Annotated in this window: 13 protein-coding genes, 1 pseudogene and 1 CRISPR repeat array; of the genes and pseudogenes, 6 read left to right on the top strand and 8 right to left on the bottom strand. The window is 38.6% G+C overall.

The window, feature by feature from the left end:
• The first annotated feature begins 312 nt into the window (after positions 1–312).
• Positions 313–1,008, top strand: coding sequence for a response regulator transcription factor (locus VB713_RS08775; RefSeq protein ID WP_323311181.1), 696 nt, complete (start codon positions 313–315; stop codon positions 1,006–1,008).
• Positions 1,009–1,723: 715 nt separating this feature from the next.
• Here the strand turns inward: VB713_RS08775 and VB713_RS08780 are convergent.
• Positions 1,724–2,002 carry an Npun_R1517 family heterocyst differentiation transcriptional regulator gene (locus VB713_RS08780; protein WP_323311182.1) on the bottom strand — a complete coding sequence of 93 codons (279 nt, stop codon included), beginning with the start codon at positions 2,000–2,002 and terminating at the stop codon, positions 1,724–1,726.
• 1,256 nt (positions 2,003–3,258) lie between these two features.
• Between VB713_RS08780 and VB713_RS08785 the strand changes: the two genes are divergently transcribed.
• From VB713_RS08785 to VB713_RS08800, 4 genes are all read left to right on the top strand, one after another.
• The gene (locus tag VB713_RS08785; protein ID WP_323311183.1) at positions 3,259–3,615 is read left to right on the top strand and encodes an NAD(P)H-quinone oxidoreductase subunit M; all 357 of its coding nucleotides are present in this window, start codon (positions 3,259–3,261) and stop codon (positions 3,613–3,615) included.
• A gap of 89 nt (positions 3,616–3,704) precedes the next feature.
• Entirely contained in the window at positions 3,705–5,672 is a 1,968-nt protein-coding gene (locus tag VB713_RS08790) for a protein phosphatase 2C domain-containing protein (protein ID WP_323311184.1), read from the top strand.
• A 203-nt stretch (positions 5,673–5,875) separates the two neighbouring features.
• Positions 5,876–7,453 carry a CHAT domain-containing protein gene (locus VB713_RS08795; protein WP_323311185.1) on the top strand — a complete coding sequence of 526 codons (1,578 nt, stop codon included), beginning with the start codon at positions 5,876–5,878 and terminating at the stop codon, positions 7,451–7,453.
• Positions 7,454–7,589: 136 nt separating this feature from the next.
• Entirely contained in the window at positions 7,590–8,213 is a 624-nt protein-coding gene (locus VB713_RS08800; RefSeq protein ID WP_323311186.1) for a hypothetical protein, read from the top strand.
• A gap of 277 nt (positions 8,214–8,490) precedes the next feature.
• Here VB713_RS08800 and VB713_RS08805 read toward each other — a convergent pair whose 3' ends face one another.
• The 3 genes and pseudogenes from VB713_RS08805 to VB713_RS08815 all read right to left on the bottom strand — a co-directional run bounded on the left by VB713_RS08805 (position 8,491) and on the right by VB713_RS08815 (position 11,050).
• Entirely contained in the window at positions 8,491–9,861 is a 1,371-nt protein-coding gene (locus tag VB713_RS08805; RefSeq protein WP_323311187.1) for a PrsW family glutamic-type intramembrane protease, read from the bottom strand.
• Positions 9,862–10,142: 281 nt separating this feature from the next.
• Positions 10,143–10,553: pseudogene (locus VB713_RS08810) on the bottom strand (nitrate reductase associated protein).
• A gap of 38 nt (positions 10,554–10,591) precedes the next feature.
• Positions 10,592–11,050, bottom strand: coding sequence for a phosphate-starvation-inducible PsiE family protein (locus tag VB713_RS08815; protein ID WP_323311188.1), 459 nt, complete (start codon positions 11,048–11,050; stop codon positions 10,592–10,594).
• Between the two features lie 511 nt (positions 11,051–11,561).
• Here VB713_RS08815 and VB713_RS08820 point away from each other — a divergent pair.
• Entirely contained in the window at positions 11,562–12,002 is a 441-nt protein-coding gene (locus tag VB713_RS08820) for a ubiquinol-cytochrome c reductase iron-sulfur subunit (RefSeq protein ID WP_323311189.1), read from the top strand.
• Between the two features lie 48 nt (positions 12,003–12,050).
• A CRISPR array of direct repeats spans positions 12,051–13,036; the repeat unit is 37 nt; unit sequence GTTTCAATCCCTAATAGGGAGTAATAGAAATTGCAAT.
• Between the two features lie 226 nt (positions 13,037–13,262).
• Here the strand turns inward: VB713_RS08820 and cas2 are convergent.
• From cas2 to cas6, 4 genes are all read right to left on the bottom strand, one after another.
• Positions 13,263–13,535 (bottom strand): CRISPR-associated endonuclease Cas2, encoded by a 273-nt coding sequence (gene cas2, locus VB713_RS08825; protein WP_015213660.1) that lies wholly within the window; start codon positions 13,533–13,535, stop codon positions 13,263–13,265.
• 33 nt (positions 13,536–13,568) lie between these two features.
• A complete protein-coding gene (gene cas1d, locus VB713_RS08830; RefSeq protein ID WP_323311190.1) occupies positions 13,569–14,570 on the bottom strand; it encodes a type I-D CRISPR-associated endonuclease Cas1d in 1,002 nt (333 codons plus the stop codon).
• An 83-nt stretch (positions 14,571–14,653) separates the two neighbouring features.
• Complete coding sequence (cas4, locus tag VB713_RS08835) at positions 14,654–15,262, bottom strand: CRISPR-associated protein Cas4 (protein WP_323311191.1); 609 nt, start codon at positions 15,260–15,262, stop codon at positions 14,654–14,656.
• A 133-nt stretch (positions 15,263–15,395) separates the two neighbouring features.
• Positions 15,396–16,217, bottom strand: coding sequence for a CRISPR-associated endoribonuclease Cas6 (cas6, locus tag VB713_RS08840; protein ID WP_323311192.1), 822 nt, complete (start codon positions 16,215–16,217; stop codon positions 15,396–15,398).
• Positions 16,218–16,219: the final 2 nt, after the last annotated feature.

A 16,219-nucleotide genomic window follows, 5' to 3' on the forward strand; every position in this document is an offset into this window, starting at 1 on the left:
AGCTCGGTGCCAGGTCTATCATTTACTAAAGCCTCCTTCAATACATTTGAGGGGGCTTTCTGCTTTTTCTATTTAATTTACTTAAGTATGCATACAAAAATATTTGTACATTTTATGAAATAATATTAATTATATCAATAAACTTATACCCTATCCATCTTGAAAAGTTGAGTTTTCGCCATAAAAAACTATAGGTTTTAACTTAGACGGGGTTTATTTACTAAATTTGTATCTAATCTCCTCCTTCTCTAGTAGCCAATACTAACCAAGTTTCGCTAAATTAGAAAAATGTACACTTATTAGGAATGTTCAATGTCAGCACAACTGTTACTGGTAGATGATGAGCCTGGATTGCGGGAAGCCGTTAAAGAATACTTACAAGAAAGCGGTTTTAGCGTTCAAACTGCCAGTAACGCCCGTGAAGGTTGGGACTTGATGCAGCAAAGTACACCTGATTTAGTGATTTCTGATATTATGATGCCCCAGGTGGATGGCTATCAGTTCTTAAAGCAACTGCGCGAAGATCCTCGGTTTCAAGCATTGCCAGTGGTATTTTTAACGGCTAAAGGCATGACAGGCGATCGCATTCAAGGCTACCAAGCTGGTGTTGATGCCTATCTACCTAAACCTTTTGATCCTGATGAATTAGTGGCAATTATTGAAAACTTGCTCATCCGTCGGACTGCTCAAGCACCACAGATGAGTGAAGATGGCGAAAACATGGATATTGCCAAACTAGCCCACGAAATTTCTAAAATAAAGGATTTATTAAGCCCACGAAATGCAATCTCTCACTCCCCACCTCCATTTAAAATCGATTTGACTCCTAGAGAGCAAAGTGTTTTAAACTTGGTAGCGGAAGGACTGATGAACAAAGAAATCGCCCGACGCTTGGAAACCAGCGTCCGCAATGTTGAAAAATACGTCAGTCGTTTATTTAGTAAAACTGGTACTAATAGCCGTACAGAATTGGTTCGTTTTGCTTTAGAACATGGACTAGCTCAATAGTATGAATAAAAAACTGCACGAATAAGCTACTTTTTTAGTATCGGCTCACAAAGTACTTATTACAGAAGCTTTCCAGCTTTCAATTTGTCGCAATTATTTTTTAATTTGTATAAATTCTGTTTGACTTCTACTAACAGATGAGCAATGGTCTTGCTATTTAACCCTTGATATAACAGGAAACAGGGTTGAAAATTTATCCATGTCTGAGTTTTATATTTGCGTCATGTGGTGTCACTCATAACCTGCATTTCCTGTCAAAGATATAGTGTAGATTTGGCAACTGCTATATCTTTACAGTGCGCTTGAACGGAATAAGTTGGTATACACATTTGAAGGTTAATTTCTGTTCATATTCATAGTCACTAGATTCATGAAGGTGTAATTAAAATGGGTTTCATCTTTAACTGCGAGCAAAAAATTGGTAAAATGCACCTGATATAGTTTGCGACCAAACTATATTAAATTAGTTTTTCTAATTGAAATTGACCCCTGTTTTTTTGAATTTCCCTGAGTATAAATTTTTGACTACCCAAACCTAAATTTGAAGCAATGGATGACTGTATTGATTAAACATCCAGGTCTCTTGGTAGTGCAAGGGGTAAGGGCTAATGTAGATGCTTGCTCGAAGTTTTCTTAGTTGATATTCTTGCTTGGAATTGTAGATTCACATTACACAAGCCAAATTCTATCAAATCAAAATTACACCTTGTGATTATTAGCTATTTTCAGCAAAATTCCGTAAGCGCATTAGTTGACGCCTCATTTGAGGTGAGGCTTTAAATTCAGAAACCTCTTGCGCCTTCACAGATGCTTGTAGTGTCTCCAAAAAGTCATCAGAACCCTCAGTTAGTGCGTCTAGTAGCACCTGTAAAAGTTGTTCGCGATCGCCCAATAGACTTTTTTCCTCAATCAAACGGAATTTGAGATGAATTTCGCACTCATAAACACCCACTTCGAGATTATTTATTTGGCGAGGTAATGCTTTAGAGTTCATAGTCTTGAAGATTCCTTTACTTGGTGTTCATGCAGTTGAGGTGCTAAAGATTCAGAAAAAAATTCTTTATATTTCTTGTGAATATAAAGATGTGTTTGAATTAAGACTTTTTCCTCATCCATCAAATTTACATTCCATTTTTCACTCTCCTATTGTGTGCTATCTAGATTTTTACTGTCTAGTTTTTAATGATCCTGTGTTAGTTATGGCATATGTGAGTCATAAACTATTATTCAGTTTTTAAGATTCCATACAATAAAGTTTCTGTAAAAACTTTCTAAACCTTGTTAAAAGTTTTTACATCAACTTTATCTAAACGTCAATAACCTGTTTTCTTTTTACTGCAATCTAAGTATTTTTACTTAGATTGCAGTAATGCCGCCTTTTGTCTTTGATTAAAGCTAGGTAACATAGTGAACAATTTAAGTGACATTACTAAATGTGCGCTTTTTTATCAGTGAGGTTAGAAGGAGTTAATCAGTAAAATTATGAACTGTAAAAATTTTGTTCTGGAGTATTACACAGACTAAACCAGAATATTTTAGCCCAGAATTTTACAAAAAAGTATAGCGAGTTTTAAATATTACTAGCCATACTGAAAAAGATATTGAAATTACAGGTTTGAGCATCTGTCTCAATCATCCCATCAACTCCCACACAACATTAGGTTGATTTTTTGACTCTTGCTCATAATATTGCTTGAGCAATTCTTTTTCTGCTTCAGTGACGCGATAAGTGATAAGTTTTTTAGGTCTTGCTACAATATAATACCGCTACTTGGGGTATTTTAAAGTATGGATATAAGATAAAGAAACTGATTTTAACCCTTAATGACTAAGAAATAACTGATGTGAAAAACCGGAGTTAGTACAAGTAAAAATTAACGATTCTCAGTACCAAAAAGCTAAAGTTAATACAAAAACATCCTGCTTTTTGAGGTTGCACCTCTTTTCTTGTCTGCTCACTGTCCTGCTGACAAATTTTCTGCAAGGTTAGGAAAATGTTAGAGTATAATTATTTTAATTATGTGTGGTGTGACAAAATCAAACCGCATCTGCTCGCTCGGCTATAGCCGCCGAATCCGCTTCAAACCCTAAAATTTTAGTAGTAGCAGTAACCTAACGAGACAGTATGCTGGTTAAAGCTCACAAAATATATTCCACAGGAAGCTAAAAGCTTGTAAGTTGAGAGAATGAAGCTCAGGCACAGCAGTTAAAATAATTGCAGTGTAATTAACCAAAATCTTACACATTTTTATGGATAACCCGATGCTGCTCAAGTCCACAACCCGTCATATTCGCATTTTTGCGGCGGAAATGGACAAGGATGAACTAGTTCCTAGTAATCATGTATTGACGTTAGATATTGACCCAGACAACGAATTTAACTGGAATGAAGATACTCTGCAAAAAGTTTATCGCAAGTTTGATGAACTGGTAGAGGCTTCTAGTGGTGTAGATCTCACAGATTATAACTTACGCCGAATCGGGTCAGATCTAGAGCATTATCTGCGATCGCTCCTACAAAAAGGCGAAATTAGCTACAATCTCTCTAGCCGTGTGACTAACTACAGCATGGGATTACCTCAAGTTGTAGCCAACGCAAATCAATAAGGTTATGAATTATTGGTGAGTTACAAAATTTATAACTCACCAATAAATAATGTTAAATAAATTGCCAATCGCTGATCGGTTCGACAAATATGGAAAATGACGCGGCAACGCTCTACTGCCCAAATGAATATTGTCAAGCTGCTAACCCTCTGAACTACAAGTTTTGTCAGAGATGTTCCACACCCTTACCCAAGCGTTACCTCTGGGCAGTGGGAGATAGTTTGAACTTGGGTATTCCTGGAGAAATTTTAGCCGATCGCTATTTAGTCATTAATCAATCAATCATCTTTGATCTCAAGCCTGGTTTATTACCCCAAATACCTGAATTAGATAACCTACAGCAGATTAAAGCTTATCTTAAGCTAATTCCTTACCGCTTACACATCCCGCAAATATATGGGATGCTCTCTATTAACGAGGGGCAATCTCTATTACTCCTAGAACAACCACCCCTGGTAGTTGATAGTACAGACTCTCAAATCCATCTGTGCAACAAGCTAACAACGGCTTGGGGTGATGCCTCATCAATGCGGCAAATGAATTGGCTATGGCAGTTAGCTCATTTGTGGCAACCCCTTTTGACCGAAGGAGTAGCCTCTAGCTTATTAGATCCCAATTTATTACGAGTTGAAGGGTCTTTAGTGAGGTTACTAGAATTACATTTTGATTCACAAACAGCACCAACATTATCGCAATTAGGAGAATTTTGGCAACAACTGCTCAAAGAAGCCAAGCCAGCCATAGCTGAATTTGTCAAGCAAATTAGCAATTCTCTCATTCACGGCGAAATTAACACATCTGAGTTATTAATTAAAGTTTTAGATCAAGGACTAGCAGGATTAGGGCAAACCTCATCGGGACGGAATTCACCTATCCAAACCACCATTAAAATTGTCACGCAAACAGACACAGGACCTAGTCGTCAACGGAACGAAGATGCTTGTTACCCTTCTAGTGGTGTAGTTGTGAGTAAGCCGCCCCAACAAACTGCCTTAGCTATCGTCTGCGATGGTATTGGTGGGCATGAAGGAGGCAATATAGCATCAAGTTTAGCCATTGAAACCATTCAGCAGCAGGTCAAAGAACTAACTTCTGTTCCTTATGAAAACATAGACCCCTTACTGCTGTTAAATGATTTGGAACAGTCTGTAGCACTTGTGAATGATAAAATCAGTCAACGCAATGACACTGAACATCGCCAAGGAAGACAACGGATGGGAACGACCTTGGTAATGGCATTACCCATTGCCTATGAAATGTACATCACCCATATTGGTGATAGTCGTGCCTACTGGATTACACGCCACGGTTGTTATCAAGTTACCCTGGATGATGATGTGGCTTCCCGCGAGGTACGTTTAGGCTATGCTATTTATCGTGAAGCATTACAACATAGTGGTTCAGGTTCTTTAGTTCAAGCTTTAGGGATGAGCAAAAGCGCCTCATTGCATCCTACATCCCAACGGTTTATCATTGACGAAGATGCAGTTTTTCTCCTCACATCCGATGGTTTAAGTGATTTTGACCGAGTGGAAGAGTATTGGGAAACAGAAATTTTACCAATTATTTCTGGTGACACAAATATAGAAAATGCTGCCCAGCGACTGATAGAAATCGCTAATACAAAAAATGGACATGATAATGTCACGATCGCTTTAGTACATTCTCAAGTCAAATACTCTGAACCAGAAGTGGTACTCAAAGCAGACATTGGTAGTACTATTTCATTCAGCAAAACGGTAGATTTGACACCAAGAACAACAAACAGCACAATTTTAGGCAATTCCCACCAGCAAACTCAGGTAATTCCCGAAACTAAGTCGGTGCGTGCTTCTCAACTACCACTCCAATTACTAATTCTTTTCGGAGTACTTTTAGCAGCAGGTTCATTGGGATATTGGCTCAAAATCCAACGGCAGCTACCTTCTAGAATTACAGACCCCCTAATTCCATTTTCCAGTCCACAACCAACAATAACTGAAACACCTACACCAGAAACCTTGGAGAAACCGGCAGATTTTTCACCCGCACCAGTTACTCAACCACCCGCGCCTTAGTGATTGGAGGTATTAGGAAATAAAGCTTTTTAACTGGATAGTTATTTCCGCCACACTGCATTAGTGATTATCATCACCGTCATGGGATATGATAATGCAGGTAATAAACAAAATCAAAAATTCACTAGGTACAAATTTCTTCCTGCTGGACAAAAAAGTTTATTGTCAATTATTTGTTCTTAGAGTTGAGTTTCCACAAATCCATGTCCTGCCTGAATCTGGCGATCGCCCGTCTGGTAAATACTGGCACTGATAACTTCGCTATTTGGGTGGTTAAGGCTCCCTATCCCAGTGGTTATGTTTTGCGTGACTGTGTTTTTGCTACTGAACTTAGTCAAATTTGGCAAGAATGGCAACAGATGTTTGCTGGTCATAGCCCCATAGATATTGGTTCATTATCGACATCTCCCGGAGTAAATACATTACCAATTGATTTGAGTTCACCCTTGGTTGGTCAAACAACAAGTCCTTACAGTAGTCGTTTAATGCAATATTTGGGCATAAGCTTATGGAGTTGGGTGTTTGATGGGCAAATTCTAGGTAGTTTAGAACGTAGTCGCGGCATGGCTATGGGTCAAAATAAACGTTTGCGCTTTCGCTTAGAAATTCGTGACCCTGATCTAATTGCTCTACCTTGGGAAATTATGCAGCGCGAACCCGGACAGTCAGCAATATCTCTTTCCCAAGATATTTTATTTAGTCGCACTACCAGTGAAGTTGAACCTCTACCAAATTTGCGAGCAGATCCAGCTTTAAATGTCTTATTGGTTTTAGGACATGATGACAATCTAGAATTGGAAAAAGAAGCTGCTATTCTGGAGAAAATTTTATCAGAATGTAGTTCATCTGGTAAAAATTCTGTATCAGCCTGTATGGTGAAGACACTCTTGCAACCCACTCCACAACAGTTAATTCAAGAGTTGGAAACCAAAGTTTATAATGTGTTTTTTTTCGCTGGCCACGGTCTGCCTGCTCCAGATGGTGGGTTATTATTTTTGGGGACAGATATGACCCTAAATGGTATAGAATTAGCCCAAGTACTAACCCGCACAGGTGTAAAACTTGGGGTGTTTAATGCTTGCTGGGGAGCGCAACCAGCGACAATTAATCAACAAGCGATACCAGCTAGTAGTTTAGCAGAAGTACTCATTCGTCATGGTGTACCTGCGGTCTTGGCAATGCGAGATGAAATTGCAGACCAAGAAAGTCACAGTTTTATTCAAGCTTTTGCAGAAGCGCTGCGATCGCGTAAACCAATTGATGAGGCAGTAGCAGCAGCTAGACAAGAACTGTTAACAATCTATAAGTTCAATCAACCTGCTTGGACATTACCGGTTCTCTACCTGCATCCAGATTTTCATGGTGATCTGATTAAAGGTATTGATGAAGGAGTTACAGAATTACCAGATACGGCTATTTCTGAACTAGGTTCTCCACTATCTACGGCTTCCTTGCGATCGCTCTCCCCAGAAGGTAAAACTTGGTTACTGCGTTCTGGTGTCACTCGTATTGGTCGCACAAAGGACAATGATATTATCATCCCCGAACTCTATGTTTCTAAACGCCATGCCGAAATCTTATGCCGAAGTATGCTCACTGGGACTAAATCAGTTCAAACATACTACCTACAAGATTTCTCTACCTATGGTACAACTTGGTGTCTAGGCCCAAATGGTTGGCAACAAATTCTCCGCGAGGAAGTACCTCTAACATCGGGAATGCATTTAAAATTTGGTAGCGCTAAAGCTGAAACATGGGAGTTTCTGATTGAAGAACCCTAGCGGAGAAATGACCACAGTCAAATTTTTGGACTTTAACAATTTACTCTGAACACAAGACAAGTCTAATTATTTTTTGCGGAAATCTGATCCTTCCAGTTGTAGCTGTCAACAAGGCTAATTAATTATGAGGTGAAACATGATTAATAAAATTAACGATTTACATACTTGTCACGATTTAAAATCTTCGGTAGATCTAGAGTTATTAGAAATACTGCTACAACCTGAAGATGCTGCTTATCCCTGGAATCCCGATGATCAGGAATCAGAAGCGTATTTCAACAAACTAGAGCAGCAGCTTGGGTGGCAGGATTTATTAGAAGAAGACCTGGGTACACAAACGCAAGATTTTTATCACAATCTCGATACCATTTGGTCTCAAGTTTACCATTCTAAAACTGATCATGATGAACAGCCAGCTAAAGGTCTACAAGCATCCTTGCATAGTGCTTTTGCTGCCTCTGTTCCTTCCAGTTGGCTAAATGCGATCGCTCAAAAAGCAGCAGAGATTATTAGTTTAGAACAATCAGCTAGTGAGAAACTAGTAGAATGCGTTCAAGCTTTACTCCCAACTTGGGGAACAGATGATCTATTAGTTTTAGCCCGTCCTTTTGCATACTCTATGCGAAGTAGCGAACAACAACATTTGACATCTGTCATCAGCAATATTGAAAATCGAGAATGGACTAGTTTATCAGAAATAGAACAGGCCAAAGTTAGTTTAGCGATCGCAGACTATGCTCTTAAACAACTTTCTAGCTGACAAACCTAATTTTAATTTTATACCCTCATTCACGGGCTGATATTGAATTAGGGTGGTAATTACTTTTTAATTTTTTGTGGATCTGTTCTTCTGTGTCTCAAAATTACTTGCTGAATTTTCATTTTTTAGTCATAATTGCCTCAGCATAAACTACGTATAGACTAATTAGAAAAATTAAACCATCTATCCTTAGACATAAAAAATCTAGGGAATTAGGTGATAGGAGGCAGAAGATAGATATTAATCCCCATCTCCCCCTCTCCCCAGTCCCTAAGAATTATTTGGGTTCAAGAAAGCGAGTTGCGAAATTTTGCGATCGCGTTGGTGATAAAACCCGTGCTTTCAGAATTGCCGCCATCAAAAAAGCGTAAGATAAAACACCTACGACCACCAACAACAAAGCATTAATAGAACCCGTAGCATTCCACAAAGCATGAAGTGCAGAGGCACTCAAATAACCAACTGAGAGAATCTGCCAACCCATCATCGGCTTGAGGACAGCTAACCCGATAAAATACCCCAAATAACCGCTGTAAGCCATGTGTCCAGCTACAGAGCCTAAAATGCGCGGAATCAGTAACTGCAAACCCACCAGTTGACCAGCCCCCACCCCTGCTTGTTGAGTAACATTTTGCGTAATTACAGGTACATATTGACCAAGAGTTTCTAGCAAAGTGAAACCCACAGCCGAAGCAGTTCCCAGCAAAATACCATCTAGAGGTTCCCAGACTCCTATCCGTTCTCGCCAAGGTGATGGTAAAGAGTTACCGATAAAATATGCACCCAATACTGGTAGAGCCTTAAGCAATTCTTCCATCAAACCAGCGCCAAAAAACATCCGCACCAGTAATTCTGTAAAGGTGATCGAATCTTGAGACGAGGGTAAACTACCAGGAAGAATAACGCGAAAGACAAAGATAAAAAAATCTAATAAAGGACTGAGCAAAATCAGCGCTGTACTCAACGCCATAGCGATAAGTACCCACCAAGGCTTAGGTTTACCACATAGTTGATAAACAAAGTAGTAAGCCGCAGAGGCGATATAAGACCCAACAATCACTTGATTGGCTTGGGGATTACCGACAGTCCCAAACATCAACACGACAAAGATAACTGTTAATATTCCCGGTACAAGGTAAGCTTTGCGAGTTAGATCTTTACCAGTGGAAATAATGGGAAACAGTTGTGTGAAGCTGACCGAATCGTGCTGTGATTGCCGTTGCCGATTATTTCCCGATGCAATTACTGTACCTTGGTTAGCGGTCATTACTGTTGGTTGGGGGATGAATTCATATTCAAAAATAAATTGCGGCCCATCAGCACCCAAGGAAATGCGATCGCCTTGGTGCAATTCCTGAGAACCTTGCAACTGTTGTCCATTTAAAAAAGTGCCATTGGCGCTATTTAAATCGCAAATTACCCAACTGAATCTACTATCTGGAGATAAAGATAGAGGACGAACCACTGCATGACGACGAGATACCATCCGGTACATCATGGCATCCAAGACAACTTGGCAGCTGGGGTCGCGTCCAATGACCATCTCTTGACTAGGAAGCAGCGAGTAGCGAGATTCTAAACCAGAAGCTACGACCTTACTAGACACTAGCCGCAGAAATGCATTATGTCTTGCGTTTTTGCCTGTCATCGAGTTAGTGAGTGTGTCTAAACAAATTCTATGGCTTACGCCGAGCTATCAAATGTATTGGTAGTAGACTTAACTTTAGCCATATTAACAGCAGCACCATTGATAAATACACTATAGCCTCACCAACCGTTGCTTTGCTCCAATTTAAAATACAAAATACCAAATTTAAACTCCAGAAACCAACAAATGTCGATTCACAGTTATTTTATTACTAAAAACTGACCACTAAGCACTGACTAAATCAGATTAAATTCTGTTATTGCCCTGGAAAAGTTTCTGTTTTAATTTCCTGAACGGCTAAGTTTAATCAGAACAAAATGTTGTCAGGGTGTTAAACCCAAGCACTGTTGTAACGTGATGGTAATGCCTATTTCCTTTGCTTTGTCCTGAATACTAAGTGGTACATTTGTAGCATCCATCCAAGGGGGAAGAGGGACAATTGGTAATCGGGTAGCGGGTATACCTGTATGGTCTAAAACAAATTTTTGTGGATACTCTTGATCAGGCTGAATTTCTGTTTCTGTGGTGCAGGGTAATTCAACTAAAGTAGCACATTTTGATCAAGTCATCTGATTCCCATCAGACAGTTTGAGTTAGATACCTGTAGTATCTAACTTGTAACGTACCAGCATCGGTATACAACGGAGAGCTTCAACAAAATCTGCTTCAAATTCAAACAAATCGGTTTTCATATAAACTTTAAAATTGCAGATATCATTTAAGAATGAACTTAATTTCTATTATAAGGTCTGCTAACACGAATTATGAAATAACTAATTGAAAGGGCAAGTACAGCAGTTCCTAAGCCAATAATATCAATTCCTGAGACTTTCCCTAAATCTAAAATAATAATTTTTCGGGCGACAGCAATCAAAGAAGTCACAATTACTAATTCTACGTGCAAGACGTGTTTTTGTATATAAGCTGTGATATTTTCTAAAATTTCCAAAGCAATGAGAATATTTAAAAATAACCCAAATACCTTAAATAAAATGGTATTAAATTTACCATAAGATACACTGAATAACTCGTTAAACAGAAAGAAACTCAAATCTCCAATAGCTACAAAAATTACCACTATCATCAAGATAGAGAGAATTTTAGAAACCACGACTACGATGTTTTCAATGAGGTACATGAAGTTATCATCGCAAGTCAAAGCTTTAATTTGCTTAAATATTTTTTTCATTAGGTAGTGTCCCATGCTTCAATCAACAGTTAGAAATCCTCATGAAGGCAATTGCCTGTTTGGTAATAGGACTTAAGCCGATTTAAGTGCCAAAAGTCAAGAAAAAACAAGCATTCAGGTGTTTATTTCTCCAAATCAAGAATCAAAAAAAATAATCGTAACTATAGATTATTGACTCTATTACCAATTCCTTGTTGAGGAATTCACTTAGAAGCTTACCATTTTGAAGACTGAAGCTGATAATTTTAAACAGAAATTTCTACAGTAATTGGGACTAGCTGCACAGCACAAGGTTTTTTGCTTTGCATAAGTCCTATTAGTTTTACCACGACGCGATCGCACTTCTAGCCACTGATGATCAATAATACCCCAAGCAGCAGCATCTAATTGTTTATAACCCTTGCTTTGTAAGGGTTTTGTGATAATTAATCCTCAATCATCATAAAAGAGACACAAGATCCAGAAGTAATAATATATATTAGTGGAAAATCAGAGATTAATTACAACAACTATGAAACGTCGTGAGTTTATCAATTGGGTGGGTTTAGGTTTTTTAGCCAGTTCTTTACCTGTAGCACTTGCAGCCTGTTCTGCTGAAACCACCACAACAGCATCTTCCACATCTGGTGGAGCTACTCAGAACTGGCAAAAAGTCGGTACTGTGGCAGAATTAGACAAGACTGGACAATTATTAGTACCAGATTCCCCAGTGGGTGCAGTATTGGTAGTCGGTACATCTAAAGCTGCCCAAAATTTGATTGCTGTTAACCCTACCTGCACTCACAAAGGTTGTACAGTTGAATGGAAAACTGATAAAAATAAATTTGTTTGTCCTTGTCATGATGCTGAATTTGCCCTTGATGGTAAAGTTCAGAAAAGTCCAGCCGAAAAACCGCTAAGAACCTATTTAACTAAGATTGAAAGCGGTTCTATTTTTGTGACAACAACTTAAAATGCATTTAGAGTAGTTGCAAGCTTTTTTGGCGATCGTACCTCAACTGTTTCAATCCCTAATAGGGAGTAATAGAAATTGCAATTATCAAATCTCGTAAGCTTCAATTGAATCCATCGTTTCAATCCCTAATAGGGAGTAATAGAAATTGCAATACAAATACACCATAGCACTGCTCGCTTGCGCTCGGTTTCAATCCCTAATAGGGAGTAATAGAAATTGCAATTACCATCATAGGCATCAGTCCCGATCGCAAGGTTGGCAGTGTTTCAATCCCTAATAGGGAGTAATAGAAATTGCAATTTGGTCGGAATACTAGCTAAACTAGTTGGAGAGAAGGTTTCAATCCCTAATAGGGAGTAATAGAAATTGCAATTCTGTTAGTATATTGGTACTATTGGTAAATGCAGAAGTTTCAATCCCTAATAGGGAGTAATAGAAATTGCAATCAAGAAAACAATTCTTGCGGCTACGAAATTTATTTGGTTTCAATCCCTAATAGGGAGTAATAGAAATTGCAATTCATTGAGCTTTTATCCTACATCAGAGATGTCACTGTTTCAATCCCTAATAGGGAGTAATAGAAATTGCAATGACAAGTCCATTCCCCTTCACGAACTCTTGTGTAGTTTCAATCCCTAATAGGGAGTAATAGAAATTGCAATCTCGATAGGCGTACCAGAAGGAATAATTGTGCAGGGTTTCAATCCCTAATAGGGAGTAATAGAAATTGCAATTTTATTACGCATAATCATAGTCTTAATAGGATTTCGTTTCAATCCCTAATAGGGAGTAATAGAAATTGCAATGCCCAATCAATCACGGGGACAATTTCAGCTTCGATATATTCGTTTCAATCCCTAATAGGGAGTAATAGAAATTGCAATATGAGGACCAATAAGCTCGTGATTGGAAACAATATAAGTTTCAATCCCTAATAGGGAGTAATAGAAATTGCAATTTATTACTGCCGGGTCTACCAAAAATTTGAATAGTAGTTTCAATCCCTAATAGGGAGTAATAGAAATTGCAATAGCGGGAGGCTGAAAGCCTATATATATGTAGTTTTCAAGGTTCGATTGCGCGATCGCTCTCATCATAGTCCATTTCAGAAAATGTGTCAAGAGAGAAAATGGCTGAAACCCTTGCTGTGTAAGGTGCGCGGGCGGATGAATCAAAAAAATCAATCAAAGCCTTGTATAGATATGAATTCAGCCATTTTTTGAGAAACCAGATTTTTTACACCCACCTCCTCGCGCATTAAGCGAAGAAAATCGTCGTATCAAGGGGTTGTTCACCACCGATTCGTTCCACCTTACCAAAGCAACAAGCACAAAGAAAATAAAAGCGAATGCTATCAGTATTCGGCTTAATTAGCTTATTGAGGCGCGATCGCAGTTTAGCATACTGAGTATCAGTCAACTGACATTCAAAAATACTATACTGCACCCATTGTCCATAAGACTTGAGAATATTATGGATTTTAGTCCGCCGTTTATCCTCAGAAATATCGTAAGAAACAACAACATTCATCACCTAATTCCCTCTTTACTATCACCTTCTTCTCTATTTCAAAACCAAAGGTGGATATTTATCAGTTTCACCCATTAAGTATTTAGCGAGTAATCTAGCTTGCCATTCAAAAGCTTGTCTGTAAGTACATTTACGCCCCATCACCGGATGCTTAAACTCCGATTGCTTTTTCTTTTCGTACTGTGTTAAAAAGATTTTGCGTCCTTCAGGAGTCAGAGTAACAGCACCGCTGAGAGGTTCAGAGATAAAATCGACTGGTGTTAATAATTGCTTATTCAAAATAGATAACACCACAGCATCAACCACCAAAGGACGAAACTCCTCCATTAAATCTAGGGGCAAAGAAGGTTTATTATAGCGATCGCAATGCAAATATCCTAAATATGGATCAAAGCCCACAATATTCACAGCACCTTGCACATCATGACGCAACAAAGAATAACCAAAACTCAATAAAGAGTTCACCGGATCAGTAGCTGGACGACGCACACGCTTAGTAAAAGTAAAATCCGGGTTACGAATCAACTGATTAAAACAACCAAAATAAGCAGCACTCCCCGCACCTTCCAAGCCTCGCAAGGAGTTGACGTTGTGAGTTGTGTCAATTGGTGCGATCGTTTGTTCAATCCGAGTAATATATTTAGACAAATCAACATCAGATTCCCGTTGACAACGCATCAAAACTTGACGGTAATTTTTTAACTTCCCCCGAATAAAACCTTGCACAACATGAACAGCTTGAAGAGACTCACCCGCAGCTTGCCATTGAGCCTTGCGAACGAAAATATTCCCAGTCATTTCCGGTTCTAAACGTCCCAAATAATGACCCCTTTCATCAATAAAAGAAAGCGGAATATGACGATTCATCAATTCAAAAACAACAGCAGGCGAAACAGTCGCACGTCCCAACACAACCACATCTTTAAGGTGAATAAACGGAATATCTTGAAGAACTTTCCTCTCAAACTTCACATGAATCCGCTCATCAACCTTACCAACAAAAGAATCATTTTGTGTAACGTAAAGAGTCCCCATAATTAAATCCTTAACTTGTATGTATTTCTCGTTCCCAGACTCCGGCTGGGAATGCAATCAAGAGGCTCCGCCTCCCTAAATAATCAATTTCCCTCTTTATACCGCCCCACCTTATCAGCAGCCTGAGGCAAACACTGAGAATAAAGACTACAACCATTACAGCGTTTTGTTTTCACAGGTTTTGGCATAGCACCCGTAAATAACAACATTTGCACAGCTTCAATAGTTGCGATCGTATTTATTCGTAATTCCGGCGTAATTTCTACTAACTTACGTTGATGAGTTTGAGCATAATAGATATAACCAGAATTGATATTTTTTCCCGTCATTTCCTCCAAACACAAAGCTTGAGCGCAAACTTGTAACTCATCATTATCCCATTCTCCCTTACGTCCGCGTTTATATTCAATTGGGTAAAATTCACCATTCTCAAACTCAATTAAATCAGATTTACCAACAAGTTGATATTTGTCAGACTTCAGATAAATAGCCCGTATCTGCCAAGTATCATCACGATTTACTTCCCCAACAGTATGAACTCTTTCATGTAAACTTGTACCTTCAATAGTGTATTGATTATCAATAAACTCGCCAGCACAATGAATCCGCCAACAACGATGAGGACAGTAGGAATATTGATTTAAAGATGCAATATTTACATAGTCGTCAGAGTTTATATTTTGAGGCAGCATAGAGTATTCACGGTTAGATTTTCCAAACAATAAAAAACAATTCATCTGTAGGTTGGGTTAAGCGACAGCGCAACCCAACAAAAGCATTGATAATGTGACAAAATAATGTTGGGTTTCCTTGCGTCAACCCAACCTACAATTTTCTTCTTACCATTCCCATTCCCATTGTTGTTTTGCGTCCTATTCCTGCATACAAAGCAAAATTAGCCAAAGCGTTAACTTGCTTAATTCCTATTGCTTCCACATTGCCAAGAATGCGATAGCTAATTTCACCCAAACAACCAATAAACTTATTCTCATAATTGCTAATAACTTCAGTATTGATATTAAAAACACTAGGATAAATGGCTTCTAGAGGAATATTATTTAACTCAATTCCACTATATTTATTCCACCGATTGAGAAGACTATTAAAAACAGATTCCCTAGTTGGTAAAAGATTATCAAATCCACCTTGACGAAAAGCTACAGGTGTAGAAAAAATGAAATTAAATGTACGTTCCTGCTCACTGGCTTGTTCATAAAGTTGCTTGTAACTACAAGCATTAGCCCAAGGTTGAGTAGATTGAGGTGTCCCTTGAATGCTAGTAATATATAAATTAGCTGAACCCAAATGCCAAGGTTGTTCAGGATTAAGATTCAACCATAAAGGAGTGAGTTGGCTAAATAAATTGTCATCTAATAAAGAAACACGCCACCAACAAGAAGTACCTGCGGAAATAGGATTTTGATGGGCATATTGCAAAGTATGAGATTGAATTTTATGTCTGCTTTGTACCTGCAATGGTGACAGAGTAAAAGCTTTATCAGCATTTGATTCGTGTAGATAGTCACCTAATTTTCTATCAACAGAACTCACCAGGTTAAGGAATAACGCATGATAATGTCTGCCCGTGAGAAAATTGGGGTAAATGGGAGATTGGGGGGTAAGATTGAGAATGAGACTGTGAGGCATAA

The sequence above is a fragment of the Anabaena cylindrica UHCC 0172 genome, assembly GCF_034931625.1.
Classification (GTDB): Bacteria; Cyanobacteriota; Cyanobacteriia; order Cyanobacteriales; family Nostocaceae; genus Anabaena; species Anabaena cylindrica_A.

Bases quoted from the DNA above. Each gene is read 5' to 3' on its own strand.
- VB713_RS08805 (WP_323311187.1), bottom strand. From the start codon at position 9,861: ATGACAGGCAAAAACGCAAGACATAATGCATTTCTGCGGCTAGTGTCT.
- VB713_RS08785 (WP_323311183.1), top strand. From the start codon at position 3,259: ATGGATAACCCGATGCTGCTCAAGTCCACAACCCGTCATATTCGCATT.
- VB713_RS08795 (WP_323311185.1), top strand. From the start codon at position 5,876: ATGTCCTGCCTGAATCTGGCGATCGCCCGTCTGGTAAATACTGGCACT.
- VB713_RS08775 (WP_323311181.1), top strand. From the start codon at position 313: ATGTCAGCACAACTGTTACTGGTAGATGATGAGCCTGGATTGCGGGAA.
- cas2 (WP_015213660.1), bottom strand. From the start codon at position 13,535: ATGAATGTTGTTGTTTCTTACGATATTTCTGAGGATAAACGGCGGACT.
- VB713_RS08820 (WP_323311189.1), top strand. From the start codon at position 11,562: ATGAAACGTCGTGAGTTTATCAATTGGGTGGGTTTAGGTTTTTTAGCC.
- cas6 (WP_323311192.1), bottom strand. From the start codon at position 16,217: ATGCCTCACAGTCTCATTCTCAATCTTACCCCCCAATCTCCCATTTAC.
- VB713_RS08780 (WP_323311182.1), bottom strand. From the start codon at position 2,002: ATGAACTCTAAAGCATTACCTCGCCAAATAAATAATCTCGAAGTGGGT.
- cas4 (WP_323311191.1), bottom strand. From the start codon at position 15,262: ATGCTGCCTCAAAATATAAACTCTGACGACTATGTAAATATTGCATCT.
- VB713_RS08815 (WP_323311188.1), bottom strand. From the start codon at position 11,050: ATGAAAAAAATATTTAAGCAAATTAAAGCTTTGACTTGCGATGATAAC.
- cas1d (WP_323311190.1), bottom strand. From the start codon at position 14,570: ATGGGGACTCTTTACGTTACACAAAATGATTCTTTTGTTGGTAAGGTT.
- VB713_RS08790 (WP_323311184.1), top strand. From the start codon at position 3,705: ATGGAAAATGACGCGGCAACGCTCTACTGCCCAAATGAATATTGTCAA.
- VB713_RS08800 (WP_323311186.1), top strand. From the start codon at position 7,590: ATGATTAATAAAATTAACGATTTACATACTTGTCACGATTTAAAATCT.